A 23,974-nucleotide genomic window follows, 5' to 3' on the forward strand; every position below is an offset into this window, starting at 1 on the left:
TAAGAGGACGCTAGCTACCGCCCCGGCCCGCGGTTCCCCCTCCCCCAGCGGGGTAACCTCCCCCCCCCCGCCGGGGGTGGTCGGTTCTCCGCACGCCCAGGCCGCGGTCAGAGCGTCTCGCTCAGCGAGTCCGCGAGCCGCCGACGGGCGGTCCGCGTCGCCGGCAGGGAGGCCGCCGCCACCGCCCCGGCCACCGCGCCGGCCACCACGGACACCAGCACCGGCCACGGGGGCAGATGCGCGATCCCCGCCCCCATCCCGCTCGAGCTTCCCTGGGCGTCCACCAGCCACATGCCGAAGAGCGCGCCGAGCGCCGTACCGACCACCGCCGAAGCCAGGGCGGTCAGCCCTGCGGCGGTCACGATGACGGAGCCGATCTGCCGGGGTGTCAGCCCGATCGCCTTCAGTGCGAGCAGGTCCCGGGCACGGTCGCGGACCCCGGTACCGATCAGGGTCAGCAGCTCGGTGAGACCGATCAGGGCCAGCACCGCGATCAGGGCCGCGATCACACCGCGCGCCGGTTCCAGCCGGTCCGCCGGGTTCGGCGTCTCTCGGATCTCCAGCGTGCCGCCCGCCGCCCCGTCGAGCGCGGAGCTCACCGCCCGTGGGTCCGATCCGTCGGTGAGCACCAGCGCGTGGAAGTCCGGCCGCAGTCCCGGGTCGCGTTCCTGGAGGGCGTCGACCGTCGTGGAGATGATCCGTCCGCCCGACTCGGGCTCGATGCTGCGACCCACGATGTGCAGGATCTGCGGCCGGCCCTCGACCGTCATCCGCACCCAGTCGCCGACGCGAACGTCCAGCAGGTCGAGGAGCCCCTGCCCGGCCACCGCCTCGTCCGGTCCGCGGGCCGGACGCCCTTCGGCCACGGCCGACGGATAGGGGTCCTCCGCCGTGCCGAGCCCGCGCAGGGTGATGGTCCCGGTCTGCCCGGGCACGAGGGCCGCCATCTCGGCGCCGGGATGGGCGGCTGCGACCTCCGGGACCCCGGCGAGGATCCGCCGCAGCCCTTCCTCCGACGGCCCGCCGGGTTGCTCCGCCCGTACGGTCAGCGCCGCGGGCAGCCCCATCTGCGCGGGCCGGCCGCGGAACTGGTCGAGCGTCGACCAGGCCACCAGCGCGACGGTGATCAGTACGAGCGGCAGCGCGAGCCGCCCCACGGTGACGGCGGTACGGCCCCGGCGCGGGAAGGCCGAGCGCCAGCCCAGCACCAGGGCCGGCGGCATCCGCAGACCGAGTGCCCTGCGGCCCAGTGCGGTCATCGGCGCCGCGGACGGCTGCGCCGCCCGGGCCACCGGGACCGGCGGCACCCGCCCGGCACGCCAGGCCGCGAGCCCGGTCGCCGCCGCGATCAGCAGGACCGCCCCGCACGGCACACCGATCATGAGCGCCGTGTATCCGGGCAGGTCCTGCCACAGGGCGGCCGCGTCACCGATCCGGCCCGGTATCCGCGCGCCCAGGAACGCGATGGCCGCCGTGCCCAGGGCCACCCCGAGGAGGGCGAACGCCAGATGTTGGACGAGGAAGCCGCGTACGACCTGGCCCGGTGTGAAGCCCACCGCCTTGAGGACGGCGATGTCCCGCAGCTGGCCGCGCACCCGGGCGCCGATCGCCCCGGACGCGGCGAGGGCGGCCGCCAGCAGGGCCCCGAGTCCGAACACGGCGAACAACTGGCCGAGGAGCCGGTCGTCGCCGCCGGCCTCAGCCCTCGCCTGCTGCCACTTGGTGACCTGCGCGACCCGGTCGGCGCCCAGCACGGTCACCGCCCGCTGGACCATGAAGTCCGTGTCGCCGGAATCCGCGAGCCGCAGCCCCACGCTCTGGCCGGTGTCGCCGGGGGCGATCCCGTCGAGGGTCTCCGGGAGGACCCAGCCGATCCCGGGCCCGCCACCCGCCCGGTAGGGCGGTTCCGCGGCCTCGGCGACGCCCGTCACGCGCAGGGTGCGCACGGCCCCGTCCTGCCCGGTGACCCGTACGGTGTCGCCGGGCTCCGCCCACAGCGAGCGGGCGACCGAGCTCTCCAGGACGACCGCCCGGGCCGCTCCGTCGTCCTCCGGTGCGAGCCAGCTGCCCGCGGTGACCAGCGGTCGCCCGATCCCGGGCGGCCGGACGCCGGTCGCCCGCAGCGCGACCGCCGCCCGCGCGCCTCGTGACTCGACGGTGGTGGCGGCGGTCCGGTAGGGGCCCGAGAGAGCTTCGACCCCGTCGAGCCGGGACAGGGCGGCCGGGTCGGCGCCCGGCCGGGTCTGCAGCCAGATGTGGGCGCCCTGGGACTGGTTGAAGATCCGCTGCCAGGGGTTGGCGGCATAGCTGAACAGTGCGCCGGCCAGCAGCAGGGAGGCGATGATCCCGGCGCTGGCGAGGACGACGAAGAGGGCCTCGCCGCGGTGTGCGCGGAAGTCGGCGTGAGCCCAGCGCAGAGTGGCCCGCATGCTCATTCCTTCAGTTCGAGCACGCCGGACACTCCGCCGGCCGGGCCGCGGTGGCCGCCGCCGAGCTGTGCGTCGTCGGCGATCCGTCCGTCGAAGAAGCTGATGACGCGGTCGGCGGCGCTGGCCATCCGGGCGTCGTGGGTGACCATCAGGATCGTCTGTCCCCGCTGATGGAAACGGGACAGCAGCCGCAGCACCTCGCGTGTGCCCTTGCTGTCGAGACTGCCGGCCGGTTCGTCGGCGAGGAGCAGGGCGGGGTGGTTGACCAGGGCCCGGGCCAGCGCGACGCGCTGCTGTTCGCCGCCGGAGAGCTCGCCGGGCATGGACTTCTCCCGGCCTTCGAGGCCGAGCTCGGCGAGCAGTTCGGCCCGGGACTCGCGGGCGGCCCTGGGCGAGGCGCCGGCGAGCAGCGCGGGAAGTTCGACGTTGTCGGCGACGGTCAGGTTGGAGACCAGGTTGAAGAACTGGAAGACGACGCCGATGCTGCGCCGCCGCAGGACCGCCCAGCGGGCCTCGCGGTACTCGTCGACGCGGCGGCCGTCGAGCCAGAGCTTTCCGCTGTCGGGCCGCTGGAGGCCACCGATCAGATGCAGCAGTGTCGACTTACCGGCGCCGGAGGGCCCGGTGACGGCGACGAACTCGCCCGGCCGGACGGTCAGGTCCACACCCCGTACCGCGTGGACCGGCGCTCCTTCGCCGTGGTGCGTCTTGGTCAGGCCCTCGGCACGCACGATCGGCGCGCTGCCGCGCCCGTCGTCCGCCGTCCCGGCGGCCGCCTCGGGTCCGGGTACGGGCGCCGCGCCGTGCCCGCGGCGGTCGCCGGATGCCGCGTCGTGGCTCATTCCAGCTCCTCCTGACAGCGCTCCAGCCAGTCCAGGTCGGCCTGCAGATGCAGCATCGCGCCCTCGATCAGCAGTTGGGAGATCCGGTTGTCCCGGTCCTCGGCGGCGGCCAGCTTCGACAGGTCCCGCATGGTGTTGAGGTACTGCCGCCGCTGCTTGTTGATCAGGGCGACCGGGTCGGCGAGCCCCGACTCGGGCGCCAGGGCGAGCTTCATGAAGAACTCGTCCCGCACGCGCGGCTCGTCGGTGGTCTCCTCGAACCAGGCCTGCACCGCCTCACGCCCGGCGTCGGTCAGCCGGTACGTACGCTTGTTGGGTCGGCCCGACTGCTCGACGTCCTCGCCGTCGATCAGCCCGCTCTTCTCCAGGCGGCCGAGGGTGACGTATATCTGGCCGACGTTCGGCTGAGGGTACGCGGCGCCCAGGAGCTTCTCAAGGTCCTGCTTCAGCTCATAACCATGTGCCGGGCCACGGGTGAGCAGTGCCAGGAGCGGCAGCCGCACGCTCCCCCCTCTCTCCCGCTGACGTAGTTTCCTGTTGGCCGGGCGGCGGGCGTGTGGCCCATGGCACCTGTCCGGTCCGCCTGGACGTCTAGTATCGCCCATGCCTAACGGGTATATATAGGGCCCGATGGTCGGCGACGCAGCCGGATCGTGCACCGGGAGGAACCTATGCGGTGGATGCGTGCCGCGGGTAGAGCTCTCCTGGTCGTGGCGGTGCTGCTGGCGGGGTATGCCGGTTTCGGCGCCCGGGCCGGTGGCGTGGACCCTCAGGGCCGGGGACCGATGACGCTGGCGACGGCGGGCGATCTCACCGACTATCTCTCGCCTCTCCTCGACGACTGGAACCGCGCCCACCCGGACGAGCGGGTCACCCTGGTCGAACTGCCCGACTCGGCGGACGAGACCCGGGCCCAAATGATCAGCGAGTTGCGTTCCGGCAGCGACCGCTTCGACGTACTGAACATCGACGTGGCATGGACCTCCGAGTTCGCGGCGGCGGGGTGGATCTCCCCGCTGGAGCGCGACCGGTTCCCGCTCGACAGTTTCCTGCGGCCGGTCGTCGACACGGCCACGTTCGACGGGCGGCTGTTCGCGGTCCCCTACGTCACCAACGCCGGGCTGCTGTACTACCGCAAGGACATCCTCGAACGGGAGGGTGCCCGGCCCCCGCGCACCTGGGCCGAGCTGGCCCGGCAGGCCCGTACGATCGCGCCGAAGTACGGCCTGGACGGATACGCCGGCCAGTTCCTCCCCTACGAGGGGCTCACCGTCAACGTCGCGGAGGCCGTGCACTCCGCGGGCGGGTCGATCCTGCGGGACGACGGGGAGCGGGTCACCGTGGACTCCGCCGCGGCGAGGGCCGGGCTGACGTTCCTCGCCGACGGGGTGCGTCAAGGGTGGATCCCCCGGGAGGCTCTCGGCTACAAGGAGGAGGAGTCGCGGCAGGCGTTCCAGGACGGCCGGCTGCTCTTCCTGCGGAACTGGCCCTATGTGTACGCGGACGCGGGCGCCGAGGGCTCGAAGGTGGCGGGGAAGTTCGGCGCGGTGCCGCTGCCCGGGCCCGACGGGCCCGGAACCAGTGTGCTGGGCGGCTCCAACCTCGCTGTCAGCGCCCACTCGCGGCACCCGGCGTCGGCCGCGGACCTGATCACCTACCTCACCAGTGAGCGGGTGCAGCGGCAGGTGCTCACCGAGGGCTCGCTGCCGCCGGTGCGCGCCGCGCTGTACGAGGACCCGGAGCTGATCAAGGCCCATCCCTATCTGCCGACGCTGCGCCAGAGCGTGCTGTCGGCGGTGCCGCGCCCCAAGAGTCCGCGCTACGACCAGGTCAGTCTGGCGGTGCAGGCGGTGGCGCAGGACGTCATGGCGTTGCGGCAGACGCCTGCCGAGGCCGTCGCGCGACTCGCGCGCGAGCTGGGGAAGATCTCCCGCAGGGGCTGACCCGCTCACGTTCCACCTCCCGTCGGTACGGAGAGCCTCTACTTACATGTTAGGTAGAGGCTCTCTTTTTGAATACCCGGGCATTGACGTACAAACCACCCCAACTTTAAGTGGTTTTCGGAAGCATCGTTGACACCTTCCAGTCACCGCTACTTAACATGCATGCATAACAGCGCACCCGGTCCGGGGCGCTCTCGCATTCAGCAGAAACAGGTCGACGCGAGATGCTCAGCACGCTTCCGGCCGGCATCGGCCGGCCCTCCCGCCCTGCCTCCACACCTGAACCGTGGTGGCGCGACGCGGTGATCTACCAGGTCTACGTCCGCAGCTTCCTCGACAGCACGGGGGACGGCATCGGCGACCTGGCCGGCGTCCGGGCCGGGCTTCCCTACCTCAGGAAGCTGGGCGTCGACGGCATCTGGCTCAGCCCCTTCTACCCCTCGCCGCAGCACGACCACGGCTACGACGTCGCCGACTACCAGGACGTCGATCCCGTCTACGGCGACCTCGCCGAGTTCGACCGGCTGGTGGCCGACGCCCGCCGCCTCGGACTGAAACTGCTGCTCGACATCGTCCCCAACCACTGCTCCAGCGAGCACCCGTGGTTCCGTGAGGCGCTCGCCGCCGGCCCCGGTGGCGCCGCCCGCTCCCGCTTCCACTTCGCTCCCGGCCGCGGTCCTGACGGGGCAGAGCCGCCCAACAACTGGCGCGCCATGTTCGGCGGCCCCGCCTGGAGCCGCGTCACCGAACCCGACGGCACGCCGGGGGAGTGGTACCTCCACCTCTTCACCCCCGAGCAGCCCGACCTCAACTGGCGCGACCCGGCCGTCGGCGACGACTTCGAACAGGTGCTGCGCTTCTGGCTGGACCGCGGCGTCGACGGCTTCCGCATCGATGTCGCCGCCGGACTGTTCAAGCACCCCGCGCTCCCCGACTCCGACGACCCGTTCGCCGACGAACGCTCCCGCGACTCGGTCAATCCGCTGGCCTGGAACCAGCCGGAGGTCCACGACGTGTGGCGCCGCTGGCGGTCGGTGTGCGAGGAGTACGCCGCCCGTGACGGCCACGACCGACTGCTCGTCGGCGAGGTCTCCGTACCCACCGCCCGGGAACACGCCGAGTACGTCCGCCCCGACGAGCTGCACCAGGCCTTCTTCTTCGACCTGCTCTCCGCCCCCTGGGACGCCGACGCCTTCCGCTCGACGATCGACGAGGCGATACGCGACATCGCCGGCACCGGCTCGACCGTCACCTGGGTCCTCAACAACCACGACCAGGTCCGCACCGTCACCCGCTACGCCGGCGAGCCCGGCGTCGAGGCCAGCGGACTCGGCGCCGCCCGCGCCCGTGCCGCCGCCCTGCTGATGCTCGCGCTGCCAGGCGCCGCCTACGTCTACCAGGGCGAGGAGCTCGGCCTGCCCGAGGTGCTCGATCTGCCCGACGAGGTGCTCACCGACCCGATCTTCCACCGCACCGGCAGCCGCAAGCGCATCCGCGACGGCTGCCGTGTCCCGCTGCCCTGGTCCGGCCATGCTTCCCCGTTCGGCTTCAGCCAGGGCGTGGCCGGGGCCCGGCCGTGGCTCCCGCAGCCCGAGTGGTTCGCGGAACACGCCACCGACCGGGCCCTGGCCGACACCCGCTCCTTCTGGCACCTGTACCGCGACGGCCTGCAACTGCGCCGCAGCCTCCCGCAGCTGGGCGAAGGCACGCTGCGCTGGCTGGACGCGCCCCCGCAGGTCCTCGCCATGGCCCGCGGCGACGGCCTGATCTGCGCGGTCAACTTCGGCACCGAGCCGGTCCCCGCGCCCGTGACCGGAACCCCCCTGCTCTCCAGCGGTCCCTGCCCGGACGGTGTGCTCCCCGGAGCGACCGCCGCCTGGTGGACCGGCGACCACCCCGCTTCCTGATCCCCGTCATCCCTCGGAAGGACTCACCATGCGACGCATCGGCAGCACCACCACCCGGCGCACGACGGCCGCCGCCTCTGCGGTGCTCGGCCTCGCCCTCGGCGCCACCGCCTGCGGCGGCACCACCAAAGCCGCGAGCGGCGGCGAGCTCAGCGGCCAGACCGTCACCGTGGCCGGCGTCTGGACCGGCAGCGAACAGAAGAACTTCAAGAAGGTGCTGGACGCCTTCAGCGAGAAGACCGGAGCCAAGACCGTCTTCGTGCCCTCCGGCGACAACGTCTCAACCTTCGTCGGCAGCAAGATCGAGGGCGGCAACGCACCGGACGTCGTGATGGTGCCGCAGGTCGGCGTCCTTCAGCAGTTCGCGAAGGAGGGCTGGCTCGAGCCGCTTTCCGACAAGACCGCGAAGACGGCCACCGCGGGCCTCGCCCCGGTGTGGAAGAACTACGGCACCGTCGACAAGACGTACTACGGCCTCTACTTCAAGGCCGCCCACAAGTCGACCGTCTGGTACAGCCCCGAGGCGTTCACCCAGGCCGGCGTCAGCGCCCCCAAGACCTACGAGGACCTCCTCAAGACCGGCCGCACACTCGCCGACTCCGGGCGGCCGGCCTTCTCCGTCGCCGGTGAGGACGGCTGGACGCTGACCGACTGGTTCGAGAACATCTACCTCTCCCAGGCCGGACCCGAGAAGTACGACCAGCTCGCGCGCCACGAGCTCAAGTGGACCGACGAGAGCGTCGTGGCGGCACTGACCACGCTCGGTGAACTGTTCAAGGACGACCAGCTCGTCGCGGGCGGCGCGAAGGCGGCGCTGCAGACGGACTTCCCGTCCTCCGTCGAGCAGGTCTTCGGCCCCGAACCCAAGGCGGGCATGGTCTACGAAGGGGACTTCGTCGGCGGCATAGCCAAGGACGAGTTCGGCCGCAAGCTCGGTGAGGACGCCGCCTTCTTCCCGTTCCCCGCCGTCGGCGGGGGCGAGGCCCCGGTCGTCAGCGGCGGCGACGCCGCCGTGGTCCTGAAGGACGGCAAGAACAGCAAGGCCGGCATGAAGCTCCTGGAGTTCCTCGCCACCCCGGAGGCGGCCGAGATCTGGGCCGGTGCCGGTGGATTCCTGTCGCCCAACAAGGACGTCAGTCTCGACGCCTACGGCGACGAGACCACCCGCTCCACCGCCGAATCCCTTGTCGCGGCGGGCGACTCGGTCCGCTTCGACATGTCCGACCAGGCGCCCGCCGCGTTCGGCGGTACGAAGGGCGCCGGCGAGTGGAAGCTCCTCCAGGACTTCCTGCGCGACCCGTCGAACCCGAAGGCCACCGCGGCGAAGCTCGAGGCCGCGGCCGCCAAGGCGTACGGGAACTGAGGCAGCCGCCATGGCCGACACCCTCAAGGAACGGGCCCCCCGGGCCCGCGCTCCCAAGGCCGGCGCCGCGCTCGACGCGCGGCGCCGGGCCCAGCGCAGAAAACGTCGCCTCGCGGTCCTCTTCGTCCTGCCGGCCGTGCTGCTGCTCGGTGCGCTGGTCGTCTACCCCGTCCTCTTCTCCGTCGGACGGAGCCTGTTCGACGCGAGTGGCGAGCAGTTCGTCGGCGCGGCGAACTACACGGAGATCTTCCAGGACCCCGCCACCCTCAAGGCCATCCGCAACAGCACCATCTGGGTCGTGGTGGCGCCGGTCCTGCTGACCGGCCTCGGGCTGATGCTGGCCGTACTCACCGAGAAGGTCCGCTGGGCGACCGCCTTCAAGCTGGTGCTCTTCCTGCCCATGGCCGTCTCGTTCCTCGCCGCGGGCATCATCTTCCGGCTCGCCTACGAGCAGAACCCGGACCGCGGCGTCCTCAACGCGGTGGTCGTCGCCGCCCACGACGCGTTCGAGGACCCGGCCGCCTACCCGACCGCCCGTGTCCGCGAGCAGTCGGGCCTCACCGGAAAGGCGGGCGGCCCGTACAGCACCGCGGACACCGTCCGCCCCGGCAGTCCGGTCAGCCTCGGCTTCGTCGGCGTCGCGCCCGACGCGGTCCCCGCGGACGCCCGGCCCGCCAAGGCCCCGGCCGGCGGGGACGGGATCGGCGGCGTCGCCTACCTCGACTTCGTACCGGGCGGCGGCGGCACCCAGGGCAAGGTCGATCCGGCGGAGAAGGGCCTGCCCGGCATGACCGTCGAAGCCGTCCGCGACGGCAAGGTCGCCGCCACGGCCACCACCACCGCCGACGGATCCTTCCGCTTCGACGGCCTGGCCGACGGCGAGTACACCGTCCGGCTGCCCGCGTCGAACTTCGCCGCGCCCTATCAGGGCGTCAACTGGCTCGGGCCGGCGCTCGTCACACCGGCCATCATCGGCGCCTACCTGTGGGTGTGGACCGGTTTCGCGATGGTGCTCATCGGCGCCGGGCTCGCCGCCATCCCGCGCGACGCGCTGGAGGCGGCCCGGATGGACGGCGCCACCGAAGGCCAGATCTTCCGCAGGATCACCGTGCCGCTGCTGGCGCCGGTGCTCACGGTCGTCTTCGTGACGCTGGTCATCAACGTGATGAAGGTCTTCGACCTCGTCTACATCATCGCGCCCGGACCGGTCCAGGAAGAGGCCAATGTGCTGGCCACCCGGATGTGGCTGGTGTCGTTCGGCGGCGGCAACGACCAGGGGCTCGGCAGTGCCCTGAGCGTCCTGCTGCTCCTGCTGGTCGTACCGGCCATGATCTTCAACGTCCGGCGCTTCAGAAGGAGCCGATCATGAGCGCCCGCACCACCGTCGAGCGCCCGCCCACGGATCGGGCCGCCGCGGCCCGTCCCGTCCGGCCCTCCCCGCCCGGACGCCCCCGCCGCCAAGGCCGGCTCGCGAAATGGCTGGGCAGCGGAGCCGTCCAGGCCGTATTGATCGTCGTCGCACTCATCTGGATCACCCCGCTGGCGGGACTGTTCCTCTCCTCCCTGCGGTCAGAACGCGACAACGCGTCCGACGGCTGGTGGACGGCGCTCACCGACCCCGCGCAGCTCTCCCTCGACAACTACACCGCGCTCTTCGAGGACTCCGGCATCGCCGGCGCCTTCTGGAACACCGTCCTGATCTCGGTCCCCGCCACCCTGCTGGTCGTCGGCATAGCGGCGCTCGCCGGATACGCCTTCGCCTGGCTGGACTTCCCCGGCCGTGACGCGGTCTTCCTCGTGGTCGTCGGCCTGCTGGTCGTGCCGGTGCAGATCGGTCTGCTGCCGGTGGCCAAGCTCTTCGGCGCGGTGGGCCTGTTCGGCACGGTCGCGGGCGTCATCCTCTTCCACGTCGCGTACGGGCTGCCGTTCGCCATCTTCCTGCTGCGCAACTACTTCGCGGAGATCCCGAGGGAGATGCTGGAGGCGGCGCGGATGGACGGCGGCGGGGAGTGGCGGATCTTCTCCCGCCTCGTCCTGCCGCTGGGCCGCCCGGCCCTCGCGAGCCTGGCGATCTTCCAGTTCCTCTGGGTCTGGAACGACATGCTCGTCGCGCTGCTCTTCGCGGACAGCGAGTCGCAGCCGCTGACGGTGGCGCTGCAGTCCCAGATGCGGCAGTTCGGCAGCAACATCGGGGTGCTGGCGCCGGGGGCGTTCCTGTCGCTGGTGGTACCGCTGGTCGTCTTCTTCGCGTTCCAGAGGCACTTCGTGCAGGGGGTGATGGCAGGGTCGGTGAAGTAGGGGGACGCGGGTCGGGCCCGCCGCGCGGGGCGTGTTCCCCACCCGTCCCTTTCCCGGACCCGGGCCGCCGGCCGGGCCGAGGTTGCCCAGCAACTTCGGCCCGGCCGGCGTTCGTGGCCCGGGGACCGGGAGGGAGCCCCCGGTTACGCACCCGCCGCGTCCAGCGTCCGCGTCAGTGCGTCCAGCTCCTCGCGCAGCGCGCGGATCCGTGCCGGCGTCAGTCCCGTCGCCTCCGCGATCCGCCGCGGCATCCCGAGTGCCTTCTCGCGCAGCGCGCGCCCCGCCTCCGTCGGCCGGGCCGTCACCGAGCGTTCGTCCTCGATGCTGCGCCGGCGTTCCACGTAGCCCGACGTTTCGAGGCGTTTCAGCAGGGGGGACAGCGTCCCGGAGTCCAGGCGCAGGTGTTCGCCGATCTCCTTGACGGGCAGTTCGCCGTGTTCCCAGAGGACCAGCATCACCAGGTACTGCGGGTACGTGAGGCCGAGGTCCTTCAGGGCCGTGCGGTACACGCCGTTGAACGCCCGGGACGCGGCGTGCAGCGAGAAGCAGATCTGGTGTTCGAGGCGGAGGAAGTCCTCGTCCGGGACGTCCGCCAGTGTCTTCTTCTCCATGCCCTCACCCTACCAAGCGGCGACCAATTAAGTTGTGCTCAATTTAATTGTGTGCTTTGATTTGGGTCATCGGTTCCCGACCACGACGAAGAGGGATGCACCCCATGGACGCCATCTACACCGCTGTCGCCACCGCCAACGGCCGCGAGGGCCGTGCCGTCAGCTCCGACGGTCAGATCGACCTTCCGCTCGCCTTCCCCGCGGCCCTCGGCGGCAACGGACAGGGCACCAACCCCGAGCAGCTCTTCGCCGCCGGGTACGCCGCCTGCTTCGCCAGCGCCATGGGCGCCATAGGCCGCCAGGAGAAGATCGACGTCAAGGACGCCTCCGTGACCGCCGAGGTCAGCATCGGCAAGGACACCGACGGCGGTTTCGGTCTGTCCGTGATCATGCGTGTCGAGCTTCCCGACCACCTCCAGGGCGAGGCCGGCGAGGAACTGCTGAAGAAGACCCACGCGTACTGCCCCTACTCGAAGGCCACCCGCGGAAACCTGCCGGTCGAGATCGTCGTCGAGTGACACCGTTCGGTCACCACGCGTGATCACCCCTGGTCGGACCCCGCGGTCCCCGCGGCGCCGTGACCGCCCCCTGCGGCCACGGCGCATGCTGGAAAGGGCGGGAAAAGGTGCTCGGCCCCGTGATTGCGCATAGCTTGGCGTGACCGGACCCGCACAGCAGACCGCGCCGTCGTGAGCAGCGTCCGAAGGTGGTGAAACCATGTCGGATGCCGACGCCCCGAACCACGCCGCACCCGCGCAGGACACGCTTGCCGCGGCCCTTCTGGAGGTGCTGCTCGCCAGATCGGCGGGTGCCCTTCATGTGCTCGACGACCAGCTCACCGTGGTCCGGGCCGACGGCCCGGACGCGGCGGGGGACATCGGGGGCGCCTTCCTGGGCCGACCGTTCACGGACGTCTACCGGCTCGACGAACCCCACGCGGCACAGCGCCTGCTCCGGGAAGTACTGATCAGCGGCAGGCCCGCTACGGAACAGGTGTTCCGCGGGCGCCGTGTCGACGACGAGGGCCCCGTGCGCCGCTTCCTCATGCAGGCGTACCGCCTCGAGGACTCCCGCGGCCGTTCACTCGGGCGGGTGCTGGCCTGCATGGCCGATGTAACCCAGCGTGAGAAGGCCGGCAGGCGCAAGGCGGCCCTCGCCGCGGTGCGGGAGGCCGTGGGCCGGACGCTGGACGTGACGGCGACGGCGGAGGCGTTCGCCTCGGCCGTCGTGCCGGCGTACGCCGACATCGCCGTGGTCGACGTGCTGGACGACGTGCTGCGCGGCAGCGTCCCCCTACCCGGGCCGCCGGAACGGGACGTCCCGCTCCGGCGCGCCGCCTTCCGCAGTCGCGACGAGACCGCCGTCCCGGCGCGGCCCGTGGGCGACATACGGGGTCTGTCCGACCTCACTCCGTACGGCAGGGTGCTCGCCGACTTCCAGCCGCGCCTCATCGCCCTCGACCGCGACGCGCCCTGGCTGCGGGCGGACCCCGGCCTGGCCCGGGCGATCCGCGCGTCCGGCGCCCGCTCCATGATCGTGGCGCCGCTGTCGGTGCGCGGCGCCCCGCTCGGGCTGGTCACCCTCTACCGGTGCGAGGACGCCGAGCCCTTCGAGGAGGCGGACCGGACGCTGGTGCTCAGCCTGGCCGCCCACACCGCGCTCAGCATCGACAACGCCCGCAGGTACGAGTACGACCACACCGTCGCCTCCACCGTCCAGCGCCGACTGCTGCCGCCGAAGACCGCCGCGGGACCGGCCGTCGAGACCGCGCACCTGTACCTGTCCGGGCACAAGAGCGGCTGCTGGTTCGACACCATCGGCCTGTCCGGGGCCCGGACGGCGCTGGTCGTGGGCGACGTCAGCGGGGAGGGGATCCAGGCGGCTGCGGCGATGGGCCAGCTGCGTATGGTCATCAACGCGCTGGCCGCGCTGGACCTCGAGCCCGACGAACTGCTGGCCAGGCTCAACGACACCGCCGACCGGCTGGCCCGGGAACGCGCGGCGCTGCCGCCGGGGGACCCGCTGCACCGGCAGCCGTTGACGGCCACCTGCACATACGCCGTGTACGACCCCTTCACCCGCGTCTGCGCAGTCGCCCGCGCCGGACACCCGGCGCCGCTCGTCGTCCGCCCGGACGGCAGCGCGTCGACACCCGACGTGGCCGAGGGGCCGATGCTCGGCTCCTTCGACACCGCGCCGTGCCCGGTCACCACCGTCACCGTCGAAGAGGGCAGCCTGCTCGCCTTCTACACCGGCGGGCTCGATAACGACGGGACCCTCGCGAGGCCCGCCAGGAAGGCGCTCGCCCATCCGGACCACGAACTCGCCGAACTCTGCGACGCCGTCGCCTACACCCTGCCCGCGGACGCGGGCCCCGAAGGGATCGCGCTCCTTCTCGCGCGTACGGGCAGTGTCGTCGCGGACCATGTGGCCGAGTCGGAACTGCCGCACGAGCCGACGGCACCCGCCCTCGCCAGGACCTTCGCCCGAGATCTCCTCGGCGCCTGGGGCGTCGACGACGAGACGGCCTTCGGCACCGAGCTGATCGTCAGCGAACTGGTGACCAACGCCGTGCGCTACGGAACGCCTCCGCTGCGACTGCGGATCATCCGCGGCGACACGCTCACCTGCGAGGTGCACGACGCCAGTTCGGTCTCCCCGCACCTGCGCCACGCGCGCACGGTCGACGAGGGCGGGCGGGGGCTGTTCATCGTCTCGGAACTCGCCGGGAACTGGGGCACCCGCTACGCCGGCGGCGGCAAGGTCCTGTGGACCGAACAGCCCTTGCCGCCACCGGACTGACTTCGGCGGACCTCAGTCCCGCGCGGGCCCCGGGGCCGTGCCGGTCAGGACCACGGTCCGGTGACCGCGAACGTCGTGCCGGGCGTGTAGCAGTTCACGTACATCGTCTCCCCGTCCGGCGAGAACGCGACGCCGGCGAACTCGCCGTACTCGGGCTCCTCGGGTGTACCGATGTTCTGGGCGTTCCTGGCCGCCGGGTAGACCCGGCCGCGCCGGGTGACGCCGTACACATGCTGTTCGCCGCCGCCGTCCTCGCACACCATCAGGCCGCCGCTGGGCGCCAGGCAGATGTTGTCAGGAGACTCGCCGGGCAACTGGATGTCCGTGTCGGGGCCGAAGACGATGACCAGGGTGAGGCGCCGCCGGTGCGGCTCGTACTTCCACACCTGACCGTAGTGGTCGCCGGCGGACCCTTCCGAGCTGCGGGCGTAACTGGACACGAAGTACACCGACTTCCCGCCCCAGTAGCAACCTTCCAGCTTCTGCGCGTGGGTGATGCCCTTCGGCCCGAAGTCCTGGAGCCTGATGGGCGTCTCCTTCGCCTGGCTGTCCGGTACGGGCACCCATTCGACCCCGTCGTACGAGGCGCCGGTCTCCTGGATCCCGGACAGGTCCGGCACGCCGGGCACCCGCATCGCCTCGAGTGCGCCGCCCGCGCGGAACGAACCGGTGCCGCCCAACGGCTTGTTGGGCAGGAAACGGTAGAAGAGGCCGAAGGGGCGCTGGAAGGCGTCCTCCGTCTCGTACACGATGCCGGTCCGCGGGTCGACGGCGATCGCCTCGTGCTGGAAGCGGCCCATCGCGGTGAGCGGCACGGCGCCGGTGCGGTGCGGATCGGCGCCGTCGACCTCGAAGATGAAGCCGTGGTCCTTGGTGTAGCCGTTGGTGCCGGCCCGGTCCTCGTTCTCCTCACAGGTCAGCCAGGTGTTCCAAGGCGTGGGCCCGCCCGCGCAGTTGACGGCCGTGCCGGCGACGGCGACCCGCTCGGAACGGACCTCGCCCCGGCTGTCCAGTTCGAGCACCGTGCAGCCGCCCTTGGCCGCGGGGTCGTAGGTCAGGCCCGGGACGGTGGGCACGCCGATCCTGCCGGTGTGCCGGTTCTCGTGATTGCGGACCAGGTGGGTCCGTCCGCGGCGGCCGGCGAACGCGGCCATGCCGTCGTGGTTGCCGGGGACCGGTCCTTCGCCGGAGAGCAGTGGCTCGCCCTCACGGGACAGGACCTTGTAGCGGAAGCCTCTGGGCAGATCGAGCAGACCGTCGGGATCGGGGACGAGCGGGCCGTATCCGGCGTGTCCACGGGCGGCCGCGGTGCCGGCGAACAGCTCGGAGAACGCACCGCTGAAGAGAATCCCGGCGCCGAGCGCACCGCTTCCGGCCAGGACTTGACGTCGTGTTGCGGACATGAGGCAACTCCCTGTTGGGGGCACCCCCATGCCGAGGGCGATGGGGGAGGACAGGTGACCCGCACGTGTGTATCACGCAGAAAACCCGACATGTAACCGTGCGGGCCCCTGTGCCTCGAGGTGTCGGTGTGTTAGACGAGTGATGCCGAGAGGGTGATCGTCGTGCCGGTCAGGGCCTGGCTGACCGGGCAGTTCGCCTTGGCGTCCTCGGCGGCCTTGACGAAAGCGGCCTCGTCGAGGCCGGGGACCTGGCCCTCGACGGTGAGGTGGATGCCGGTGATGCCCTCACCGGGCTGGAAGGTCACCTCGGCCTTGGTCTCCAGGCGGGCCGGCGGGTTGCCGGCGCCGGCGAGGGCGTGCGAGAAGGCCATGTTGAAGCAACTCGAGTGAGCGGCCGCGATCAGTTCCTCCGGGCTGGTCCTGCCGCTCTCGGCGGGCTCGGTCCGGGCGGCCCAGGTGACCGGGTACTCGCCGATGCCGGACGAGTCCAGGGTGACGACACCCTTGCCCTCGAGGAGACTGCCTTCCCAGACGGTGTGAGCCTGACGCGTGGTGGCCATGATGGTTCCCTTCAGATCGGGTTACGGCCCCAAACCTACTGCGCCACCAAGGCCTTCGCGTCGCGTGCCAGCGCGGTGAGCCGGGAGATCGCCCGGAAGTACTTCTTCCGGTAGCCGCCGTTCAGCATCTCGTCACTGAAGAGCTTGTCGAACGGCAGGCCGGAGGCGAGCACCGGCACCTCCCGGTCGTAGAGCCGGTCGGCGAGCACGACCAGCCGCAGTGCGGTCGACTGGTCGGGCACGGGCCGGACGTCGGTGAGGCACACGGCCCGCAGACCGTCGGTCAGGGCTCCGTAGCGGCTGGGGTGCACCTTCGCGAGATGCTCCAGCAGATTGGGGAAGTCGTCCAGGGACGCGTCCTTCGTGGCGTACGCGGCCTTGGTGACCTGCTCGTCCGAGTACGGGGGAGGGGCCTTCGGGAGCCCGCGGTGACGGTAGTCCTCGCCGTCGATCCGCAGCGGGCGGAAGTGCGCGGACAGGCCCTGGATCTCCCGCAGGAAGTCGGCGGCCGCGAAACGTCCCTCGCCGAGCTTGCCCGGCAGCGTGTTCGAGGTCGCCGCCAGTGCCACACCGGCGTCGACGAGCCTTCCGAGCAGCGTGGAGACGAGGACGGTGTCGCCCGGATCGTCCAGTTCGAATTCGTCGATGCACAGCAGCCGGTGCCCGCTCAGGGTCTGCACGGTCTGCTGGAAGCCGAGCGCCCCGACCAGGTTGGTCAGCTCGACGAACGTGCCGAACGCCTTGAGCGCGGGGTCCGCCGGGGTGGCGTGCCACAGCGATGCGAGCAGGTGCGTCTTGCCGACGCCGTACCCGCCGTCGAGATAGACGCCGCGGGGACCGGCCGGAGCCGCCGCGGCCTTCCTGGCGAACCAGCGTCGCTTCCCGCCGACGGCCCGGTGCGCCGTGCCGAGGCCCGCGGCGAAGTCGTCCAGCACCTTGACCGCCTCGGTCTGGCTGGGCTGGTTCGGGTCGGGCACGTACGTCTCGAAGCGGACCGAGTCGAAGCGCGGCGGCGGCACCATCTCGGCGACCAGGCGGTCGGCCGGGACGTGCGGCTCGCGGGCGCAGAGGGACAGGGGAGCGGCTTCGGTCATCGGGCTGGTCGGCACAGTAACCAACTCTAAGGGCCTGCTCCGCTGATCTTGGCCGGGGCCCCGGCTGCCCCGGCGGGGGCGGGTCCGCGTGCCAGACTGCACCGTATGCGACGCCTGTTCCCTGTGACCGACCAGACAACCGCGGCCGCCGACCGGGAGTGGTCGCTGGACGACCTTGCCGACGCCTACGCGTATCCCGAGCGGGGGCCCGCCGCGGGTGGCGAGGGGGGTGCCCACGGCAGCCCCGGGCACGGGCCGGCCGAGGCGCGGAGCGCCGGCGCCGGCGTGTGGCTGCGGGCCAACATGGTCTCCTCCCTCGACGGCGCGGCCCAGCACGAGGGCCGCTCGCAGCCGATCTCCTCCGACGCCGATATGCGGATCTTCGGAACCCTGCGGGGCCTGGCCGACGCCGTGGTGGTGGGTGCGGAGACGGTGCGCACGGAGGGCTACCGGCCCGCCCGCGCCCGTGATGCCTTCGCCGGGCGCAGGGCCGCGTCGGGCCAGAGCCCCGCCCCGGCGATCGCCGTGATCAGCGCCTCGCTCAATCTCGACTTCTCGCTGCCGCTGTTCACCGAGCCGCTGGTGCCGACGCTGCTGCTGACCGGAGCGGCGGCCTCGCCGGAGCGCGTGCGGGCGGCGGAGCGGGCCGGAGCGGAGGTCGTCGTCGCGGGTGACGGGCCGGGTGTCGAACCGGCCAGGGCGGTGCACGCGCTCGCGGAGCGCGGCCTTGTGCGGCTGCTGACGGAGGGCGGCCCGAGAATGCTGGGTCAGTTCGCCGCCGCCGGGGTACTGGATGAGCTGTGCCTGACGGTGTCGCCGACGATGACGGTGGGGGACGCCCAGCGCATCGCAGGGGGACCGGCGCTGCCGGATCCCGCACGGTTCGCACTGGATTCCGTATTGGAGGAGGCGGGCTTCCTGTTCACGCGGTACCGGCGGCTCTGAGCCGGTGTCTTCCGGATCGGCTCCGGAAGCGACTTCGGGCAATTAGCGGAATCTTCCGTTCCGCTTAGCGTCCGACGGGCACACTTGATTGCGCACCCCGTGCGGGCACGGGGAAGGACGGTTTCCGCAGTTTCCGCAGAAGGGCTCCTGAGGTGTTCACAAGCGTATTGATGATCGAGAAGCCCCTGACCTCGGAGGACGTGGAATTCGTCACCACGCTGCACGGCGAGGAAGGCGCCTCTTTCATCGTGTTGATGCAGCCGCGTGGTGATCAGGCCGACGTACTGCTGCGCGCCATCGACGATGTGGCGATCGGCGATCTGAAGGACGCGGTACGGGAGGGCGAAGAGCCCGAGGGTGCGGAGGCCAAGGCGCCCGCGCAGCGCGCACTGGAACACTCGCTGGCGGCCCTGCGCGCGGCCGGCTGCGAGGCGGTCGGCCACCTGGTGGAGGACCACCCGCTGGACAAGCTGAAGTCGGTGGTCGACGAGGCGGACGCCGACGAGGTGATCGTCCTGACCGAGCCGCACTACGTGGAGGAGTTCTTCCACCGCGACTGGGCCTCCAGAGCCAGGCACAAGGTGGGCGTGCCGGTGCTCAAGCTCTTCGCGCACAGCGAGTGAGCGGCGAGCGGGTCCGGAGCGGAGGGCCGCAGGCAATAGGGTGGGCAGCCGCACGTAGTCGTACATCTTGGGGAGAGAAGACCATGGCACCCGCCGTCCCTGGCGCGATGGAACGCCCGCACTTCATCGGCATCGGCGGAGCCGGCATGTCGGGCATCGCCAAGATCCTCGCCCGGCGCGGCGCGAAGGTCGCCGGCAGCGACGCGAAGGAATCGGCGACCGCCGAGGCCCTGCGTGCGCTCGGTGTCACCGTGCACATCGGGCACGCGGCGGAGCACCTCGCCGACGACGCCACCAGCGTCGTCGTCTCCAGCGCCATCCGCGCCGACAACCCGGAGCTGGTGCGCGCGGCCGAGCTGTCCGTGCCCGTCGTGCACCGCTCCGACGCGCTCGCCTCCCTGATGACCGGCCTGCGCTCGATCGCCGTCGCCGGCACCCACGGCAAGACCACCACGACGTCGATGCTGGCCGTCGCCCTGACCGAACTGGGCCTCGACCCCTCGTACGCGATCGGCGGTGACCTCGACGGGCCCGGCACCAACGCGCGCCACGGCGACGGCGACATCTTCGTGGCGGAGGCGGACGAGAGCGACCGCAGCTTCCAGAAGTACGACCCCGAGGTCGCGATCGTCCTCAACGTGGAGCTGGACCATCACGCCAACTACGCCTCGATGGACGAGATCTACGAATCCTTCGAGACCTTCGCCGGCAAGATCGTCCCTGGCGGCACGCTGGTGATCTCGGCCGACCAGGCCGGAGCCGTCGAACTCACGGGCAAGGTCCGCGACCGCTCCTCGGTGAAGATCGTCACCTATGGCGAGTCGGAGACCGCGGACGTCCGCGTCCACAAGATCACCCCGCGCGGGCTGACCAGCGAGGTCACCGTGCTGCTGGACGGCCGTCTGCTCACCTTCACGGTCTCCGTCCCCGGCCGCCACTACGCGCTCAACGCGGTGGCCGCACTCGCCGCCGGTGTCGCCCTCGGCATCCCGGCGCACAACCTGGCCTCCGCGATCGGCGCCTACACCGGCGTCAAGCGCCGCCTTCAGCTCAAGGGCGAGGCGGCGGGCGTCCAGGTCATCGACTCGTACGCGCACCACCCGACGGAGATGACCGCGGACCTCGAGGCCATGCGCGGCGCGGCGGCCGGATCCCGGCTGCTGGTCGTCTTCCAGCCCCACCTTTTCTCACGCACCCAGGAACTGGGCACCGAGATGGGCCAGGCACTGGCCCTCGCCGACGCCTCGGTCGTCCTCGACATCTATCCGGCCCGTGAGGACCCGATCCCCGGCATCACCAGCGAGCTGATCACCGACGCGGCGCGCGCCGCCGGCGCGGACGTGACCGCCGTCGGCGACAAGGCCGCCGTCCCCCAGGTGATCGCGGGAATGGCGAAGCCCGGCGATCTCGTTCTCACCATGGGCGCGGGCGACGTCACGGACCTCGGTCCGGACATCCTGGCCCGCCTGTCGAGCTGAGGAGGCGCGTTTCATGGCGTACGACGTCGAGAAGCCGGACGAGCAGTGGCGTGCGGAACTGACCCCGGGCGAGTACGCGGTGCTGCGCCAGGCAGGGACCGAGCCCGCCTTCGTCGGCGAGTACACGGACACCAGGACGGCCGGCGTCTACTCGTGCCGGGCGTGCGGTGCGGAGCTGTTCCGCTCCGACACCAAGTTCGAGTCCCATTGCGGCTGGCCGTCCTTCTACGACCCGAAGGACACGGACGCGGTCGAACTGGTCCCCGACAACTCCCACGGCATGGTCCGCACCGAGGTGCGGTGCGCGCGGTGCGGATCGCACCTGGGGCACGTCTTCGAGGGTGAGGGCTACCCGACCCCGACCGACCAGCGGTACTGCATCAACTCGATCTCGCTGCGTCTGGAGCCGGACGAGGCGTGAGGTGAACGGCACAGGGCCCGTCGGCACGCGCCGACGGGCCCTGTCGCGTATGCGGAGGGGTCAGGCTCCGACGACGCCCGACTTGGCGATGGTGATCTTGGCCGAGGGGGTGCCGGAGCGCGAGCCCAGGCCCTCGATCTTCTTCACGACGTCCATGCCCTCGACGACCTCGCCGAAGACGACGTGCTTGTTGTCGAGCCAGTCGGTGACGATGGTCGTGATGAAGAACTGCGAGCCGTTGGTGTTCGGTCCCGCGTTGGCCATGGAGAGCTGGCCGGGCTTGGTGTGCTTGAGCTGGAAGTTCTCGTCGGCGAACTTCTCACCGTAGATGCTGCGGCCGCCCGTGCCGTTGCCGGCGGTGAAGTCGCCGCCCTGGAGCATGAAGTCGGGGATGACGCGGTGGAAGGAGGAGCCCTCGTAGCCGTAGCCGTGCTCGCCCGTGGCGAGCTCGCGGAAGTTCTTGGCGGTACGGGGGACCACGTCGTCGAAGAGCTCGAAGACGATCCGGCCCGCAGGCTCGTTGTTGATGGTGATGTCGAAGAAAACGTTGTTGGCCATTATTTCATCCTGGCATCCGGGGCCACCCGAATGCACATCCGCCCCTCCCATCGGCGGCCCGAGCTCATCCGGACGCCGACACCAGACCCGGCTCGTACGCGATGATGACCAGCCGCACCCGGTCCCTGGCATCGAGTTTGGAGAGCAGACGGGGCACGCCGGACACCCGCCGCCGTGGTCGCGGCCGCCGGCTCCTCCAGGTCCGCGAGCCCCGGCGTCCCGTTCGGCCCGTCCCGCCGGCCGCCGTCGACGGACTCCGCCTCGGGGAGCGCGCCGAGCATCCGCCGCAGCCCCGCCAGCGTCTTCCGGCCGGTGCTCTCCACCTCGCCCAGCGCCTCCTTCGCCCGCTCGGGCCGGCTGTCGATGACGCGCCGGGCCGCACCCGCCTGGAGGGCGATGATGCCGATGCTGTGGGCGACCATGTCGTGCAACTCCCTTGCGATGCGCAGCCGTGCGTCGGTGACCGCCTGGGCCGTGCTGCGCTCGCGCAGTTGCTCCGCGTGGGCCCGGGACTCGTGGGCGGACGTGCCCATGAGCCAAGCGACGACAGCCGTCAGGGCAACCGCCAGCTCGGCGGAGGTGCCCGTGTTCCAGCCGCTCAGCCACCGCGTGGCCAGAAAGCCGGCCAGCACTGCGAGCGCCATGGTGGCGGCGATATGGCTGGTCCGGCGCGACCGGGCGGCAGCGACGAAGTACAACGCGACATCGACGGCCAGGAACTGGGCCAGCGGGATCTCGCCCACGCTCAGCGGAATCGTCCCCAGCACGGCAGCGGCCAGCAGCCGGCCGACCGCGGCGAGCGGCCGGCGGCTCAGCAGACGGCTGCCGTCCAGTGCCAAGGCAGTCGCCAACGCAAGGAAGGTCAGGCCGTCCCAGCGGTAGAAGACCACTCCGGCCGGCACCAGGGGCTCCTCCTCGCCCGGCAGCCGGAGCCGGACGAGGAACGTGAAGACCAGGCCCGCGCACCAGGCCAGTGCCGTGGACGGCGGCCGGTTGGCCGCCCTGCTCACCGGGGAGGGCGCGACCGTCCGCGCGGACGGCGACGTGCTGAGGGTCACCGGGGCGACGGCGGCACGCGTCGGTGAACTCGCCCTCGACCACCGGATCCTGTTGCACGAGATCACCACCCGCAGCGCATCACTGGAGGACGCCTTCATGCAACTCACCGCCGACAGCGTCGAGTACGCGGCAGGAGAGACCCGATGACGACCGCACTCGCACACCCCGCGGCGGATCCCCGCGCGCGCTTCGTGGACCTGGCTGCCGCAGAGTGGCTCAAGCTCTGGTCGCTGCGCTCCACCGGCTGGAGCCTGCTGGTCGCGGCGTCGGCGGTCCTCGCGTTCAACGCGGGCAAGGCCTGGGACAACGTCCGGTACTGGCCGGAGGGCGACCCCGGATACGCTGAGCGGTTCATCGCCGACGGCATCCCGCTGATGCACGCCTTCACCACCGACGCGGGCACGGTGATGATGCTGGCGGCCGGCGCGTTCGGCGCGCTCGCCGTCACCGGCGAGTACAGCACCGGGCTCGTCCGCACCACGTTCGCGGCCGTCCCCGCCCGCCGGTCGGTGATGGTGGCCAAGGTCTGTGTCGTCGCGACGGTCATGGCCGTGTTCGGCGCGGTCGTCGGCGCGGTGTCGTTCGCCGCCACCCAGGCGATCCTGTCCACCGAGGACGCCGGCGTCACCCTCGACCACCCGGGCGCACTGCGCCTGGTCATCGCCTCGGCGCTGCTCGCCCCGGTGGCCGCACTCGTCGGGGCGGCGCTCGGCACACTGATCCGGCACGGCGCGGGCGCGGTGGTCTGCAGCGTCCTGCTCCTGCTGCTGCTTCCCCTGGTCCTCGACGAGGACCGCCAGTGGTCGGCCGTCCTCGCGCACGCCATGCCCTACGTCGCCTGGATGCGCCTCGGCGACAGCGCGTACGACCCGGGCGCGGTCCCCTTACCCGTGGACGACCGGCGGGGCGTGGACCGTGTACGCGCTCTGGGCGCTCGCGGCGGCCGCGGTGACGGTGACGACGGTGCACCGCCGCGACCAGTGAACCGTACGGTCCGAGACCGTGACCGTGTGCGAAGCTGCGGCCATGACTGTTGAACCGAGCGCGTACGTCAGGCGGTTGCCCATCGGGGAGCGCATCCCGTTCCCGTCCGAGGGCATACCGTTCTGGGAGGTCTTTCCTTACGAGGGGGATCTGAGGATCAAGGTGCTGGACGAGCCGATGCTGCCGGAGCCCCCGCGTCACGGTGAGGCGGGGGCCGAGGAGTGTGCGGCCTGCGGGAGCCCGGACACCGAGTTCCTGTGGACGGACGCACACTGGCGGCTCAGCGCCGACGAGGAACCGGGTGCCCTCCCCGCGACCGTACTGCTCCAGCCGCGCGGCCACTACGACCTGCACGAACTGCCACCGGAGCGGGCGGCCGAGCTGGGCGGGATGCTCCAGCGGGTGGAACGTGCCATCAAGTCGCTGGGCGGTGTCGCCCGGGTCCACGTCAACAAGTGGGGCGACGGCGGCGCGCATCTGCACATGTTCCTGTTCGCCAGGCCGGAGGGCATGATGCAGATGCGCGGCACCTGCCTGCCGCTCTGGGACGACGTCCTGCCGAAGGTCCCCGAGGACGTCTGGCAGGCCACCAACCGCCGGATCGCCGAGGCGATGGCGAAGGACGGCGGCAGCGCCCACGTCTGACCGCCGCGG

At 71.6% G+C, this 23,974-nt stretch carries 22 protein-coding genes and 2 pseudogenes; 14 read left to right on the top strand and 10 right to left on the bottom strand.

The genetic code is table 11. The features are described 5' to 3' along the window. Positions 1–107: 107 nt before the first annotated feature. From MDN94_RS19185 to MDN94_RS19195, 3 genes are read right to left on the bottom strand one after another with little or no spacing between them, the layout of a single operon-like run. On the bottom strand, positions 108–2,429 hold the full coding sequence (locus MDN94_RS19185; protein WP_482727126.1) for an FtsX-like permease family protein: 2,322 nt from the start codon (positions 2,427–2,429) through the stop codon (positions 108–110). 2 nt (positions 2,430–2,431) lie between these two features. Further along, the gene (locus MDN94_RS19190) at positions 2,432–3,271 is read right to left on the bottom strand and encodes an ABC transporter ATP-binding protein (protein ID WP_482727127.1); all 840 of its coding nucleotides are present in this window, start codon (positions 3,269–3,271) and stop codon (positions 2,432–2,434) included. Continuing rightward, a complete protein-coding gene (locus MDN94_RS19195; RefSeq protein ID WP_005310452.1) occupies positions 3,268–3,774 on the bottom strand; it encodes a PadR family transcriptional regulator in 507 nt (168 codons plus the stop codon). Before MDN94_RS19195 ends, MDN94_RS19190 begins: the two co-directional genes overlap by 4 nt. 168 nt (positions 3,775–3,942) lie before the next feature. Between MDN94_RS19195 and MDN94_RS19200 the strand changes: the two genes are divergently transcribed. From MDN94_RS19200 to MDN94_RS19220, 5 genes are all read left to right on the top strand, one after another. After that, positions 3,943–5,214: an ABC transporter substrate-binding protein gene (locus tag MDN94_RS19200; RefSeq protein WP_482727128.1), complete on the top strand. Its 1,272-nt coding sequence runs from the start codon at positions 3,943–3,945 to the stop codon at positions 5,212–5,214. 224 nt (positions 5,215–5,438) lie between these two features. Beyond that, positions 5,439–7,121 carry a glycoside hydrolase family 13 protein gene (locus MDN94_RS19205; protein WP_453465966.1) on the top strand — a complete coding sequence of 561 codons (1,683 nt, stop codon included), beginning with the start codon at positions 5,439–5,441 and terminating at the stop codon, positions 7,119–7,121. A 28-nt stretch (positions 7,122–7,149) separates the two neighbouring features. Next, positions 7,150–8,484, top strand: coding sequence for an ABC transporter substrate-binding protein (locus MDN94_RS19210; RefSeq protein ID WP_482727129.1), 1,335 nt, complete (start codon positions 7,150–7,152; stop codon positions 8,482–8,484). 10 nt (positions 8,485–8,494) lie between these two features. Further along, positions 8,495–9,853 (top strand): ABC transporter permease, encoded by a 1,359-nt coding sequence (locus MDN94_RS19215; protein ID WP_482727130.1) that lies wholly within the window; start codon positions 8,495–8,497, stop codon positions 9,851–9,853. Next, positions 9,850–10,782 (top strand): carbohydrate ABC transporter permease, encoded by a 933-nt coding sequence (locus MDN94_RS19220; RefSeq protein WP_482727131.1) that lies wholly within the window; start codon positions 9,850–9,852, stop codon positions 10,780–10,782. Before MDN94_RS19215 ends, MDN94_RS19220 begins: the two co-directional genes overlap by 4 nt. 143 nt (positions 10,783–10,925) lie before the next feature. Here MDN94_RS19220 and MDN94_RS19225 read toward each other — a convergent pair whose 3' ends face one another. Further along, on the bottom strand, positions 10,926–11,393 hold the full coding sequence (locus tag MDN94_RS19225) for a MarR family winged helix-turn-helix transcriptional regulator (RefSeq protein ID WP_482727132.1): 468 nt from the start codon (positions 11,391–11,393) through the stop codon (positions 10,926–10,928). A gap of 104 nt (positions 11,394–11,497) precedes the next feature. Here MDN94_RS19225 and MDN94_RS19230 point away from each other — a divergent pair, with 104 nt between their 5' ends. Together MDN94_RS19230 and MDN94_RS19235 are read left to right on the top strand one after the other, a co-directional pair. After that, on the top strand, positions 11,498–11,911 hold the full coding sequence (locus MDN94_RS19230) for an organic hydroperoxide resistance protein (RefSeq protein ID WP_482727133.1): 414 nt from the start codon (positions 11,498–11,500) through the stop codon (positions 11,909–11,911). A 199-nt stretch (positions 11,912–12,110) separates the two neighbouring features. Then, positions 12,111–14,195 (top strand): SpoIIE family protein phosphatase, encoded by a 2,085-nt coding sequence (locus MDN94_RS19235; RefSeq protein WP_482727134.1) that lies wholly within the window; start codon positions 12,111–12,113, stop codon positions 14,193–14,195. Positions 14,196–14,239: 44 nt separating this feature from the next. On the opposite strand, the gene MDN94_RS19240 is transcribed toward MDN94_RS19235, so the two are convergent. From MDN94_RS19240 to zapE, 3 genes are all read right to left on the bottom strand, one after another. Beyond that, the gene (locus MDN94_RS19240) at positions 14,240–15,628 is read right to left on the bottom strand and encodes an alkaline phosphatase PhoX (protein WP_482727135.1); all 1,389 of its coding nucleotides are present in this window, start codon (positions 15,626–15,628) and stop codon (positions 14,240–14,242) included. Between the two features lie 101 nt (positions 15,629–15,729). Continuing rightward, the gene (locus MDN94_RS19245) at positions 15,730–16,158 is read right to left on the bottom strand and encodes an OsmC family protein (RefSeq protein WP_441264931.1); all 429 of its coding nucleotides are present in this window, start codon (positions 16,156–16,158) and stop codon (positions 15,730–15,732) included. Between the two features lie 35 nt (positions 16,159–16,193). Next, positions 16,194–17,252 (bottom strand): cell division protein ZapE, encoded by a 1,059-nt coding sequence (gene zapE / locus MDN94_RS19250; RefSeq protein WP_482727136.1) that lies wholly within the window; start codon positions 17,250–17,252, stop codon positions 16,194–16,196. Between the two features lie 105 nt (positions 17,253–17,357). Here zapE and MDN94_RS19255 point away from each other — a divergent pair, with 105 nt between their 5' ends. The 4 genes from MDN94_RS19255 (at position 17,358) to msrB (ending at position 20,719) form a co-directional block, all read left to right on the top strand. Continuing rightward, complete coding sequence (locus MDN94_RS19255; protein WP_482727137.1) at positions 17,358–18,197, top strand: pyrimidine reductase family protein; 840 nt, start codon at positions 17,358–17,360, stop codon at positions 18,195–18,197. A 152-nt stretch (positions 18,198–18,349) separates the two neighbouring features. Then, positions 18,350–18,820, top strand: a complete 471-nt coding sequence (locus MDN94_RS19260; protein WP_467657150.1) for an indole-3-glycerol phosphate synthase — start codon at positions 18,350–18,352, stop codon at positions 18,818–18,820. Positions 18,821–18,903: 83 nt separating this feature from the next. Further along, positions 18,904–20,298, top strand: a complete 1,395-nt coding sequence (gene murC, locus MDN94_RS19265) for a UDP-N-acetylmuramate--L-alanine ligase (protein WP_482727138.1) — start codon at positions 18,904–18,906, stop codon at positions 20,296–20,298. A 13-nt stretch (positions 20,299–20,311) separates the two neighbouring features. Continuing rightward, the gene (msrB, locus tag MDN94_RS19270) at positions 20,312–20,719 is read left to right on the top strand and encodes a peptide-methionine (R)-S-oxide reductase MsrB (RefSeq protein ID WP_482727139.1); all 408 of its coding nucleotides are present in this window, start codon (positions 20,312–20,314) and stop codon (positions 20,717–20,719) included. A 60-nt stretch (positions 20,720–20,779) separates the two neighbouring features. Here msrB and MDN94_RS19275 read toward each other — a convergent pair whose 3' ends face one another. The 3 genes and pseudogenes from MDN94_RS19275 to MDN94_RS19285 form a co-directional block, all read right to left on the bottom strand. Continuing rightward, a complete protein-coding gene (locus tag MDN94_RS19275; RefSeq protein WP_482727140.1) occupies positions 20,780–21,277 on the bottom strand; it encodes a peptidylprolyl isomerase in 498 nt (165 codons plus the stop codon). 64 nt (positions 21,278–21,341) lie between these two features. Beyond that, positions 21,342–21,434: pseudogene (locus tag MDN94_RS19280) on the bottom strand (DNA-binding response regulator); the annotation flags it as partial. A 112-nt stretch (positions 21,435–21,546) separates the two neighbouring features. After that, positions 21,547–21,921 (bottom strand): annotated as a pseudogene (locus MDN94_RS19285) (histidine kinase); the annotation flags it as partial. 301 nt (positions 21,922–22,222) lie between these two features. On the opposite strand from MDN94_RS19285, the gene MDN94_RS19290 reads away from it, so the two are divergent. The 3 genes from MDN94_RS19290 to MDN94_RS19300 are packed head-to-tail and all read left to right on the top strand — an operon-like array spanning position 22,223 to position 23,965. Continuing rightward, complete coding sequence (locus MDN94_RS19290) at positions 22,223–22,483, top strand: hypothetical protein (protein WP_482727141.1); 261 nt, start codon at positions 22,223–22,225, stop codon at positions 22,481–22,483. Beyond that, the gene (locus MDN94_RS19295; protein WP_482727142.1) at positions 22,480–23,373 is read left to right on the top strand and encodes an ABC transporter permease; all 894 of its coding nucleotides are present in this window, start codon (positions 22,480–22,482) and stop codon (positions 23,371–23,373) included. Before MDN94_RS19290 ends, MDN94_RS19295 begins: the two co-directional genes overlap by 4 nt. Next, positions 23,363–23,965 (top strand): HIT family protein, encoded by a 603-nt coding sequence (locus MDN94_RS19300; RefSeq protein WP_482727143.1) that lies wholly within the window; start codon positions 23,363–23,365, stop codon positions 23,963–23,965. Before MDN94_RS19295 ends, MDN94_RS19300 begins: the two co-directional genes overlap by 11 nt. Positions 23,966–23,974: the final 9 nt, after the last annotated feature.

This window comes from Streptomyces sp. WAC00040 (assembly GCF_056835925.1).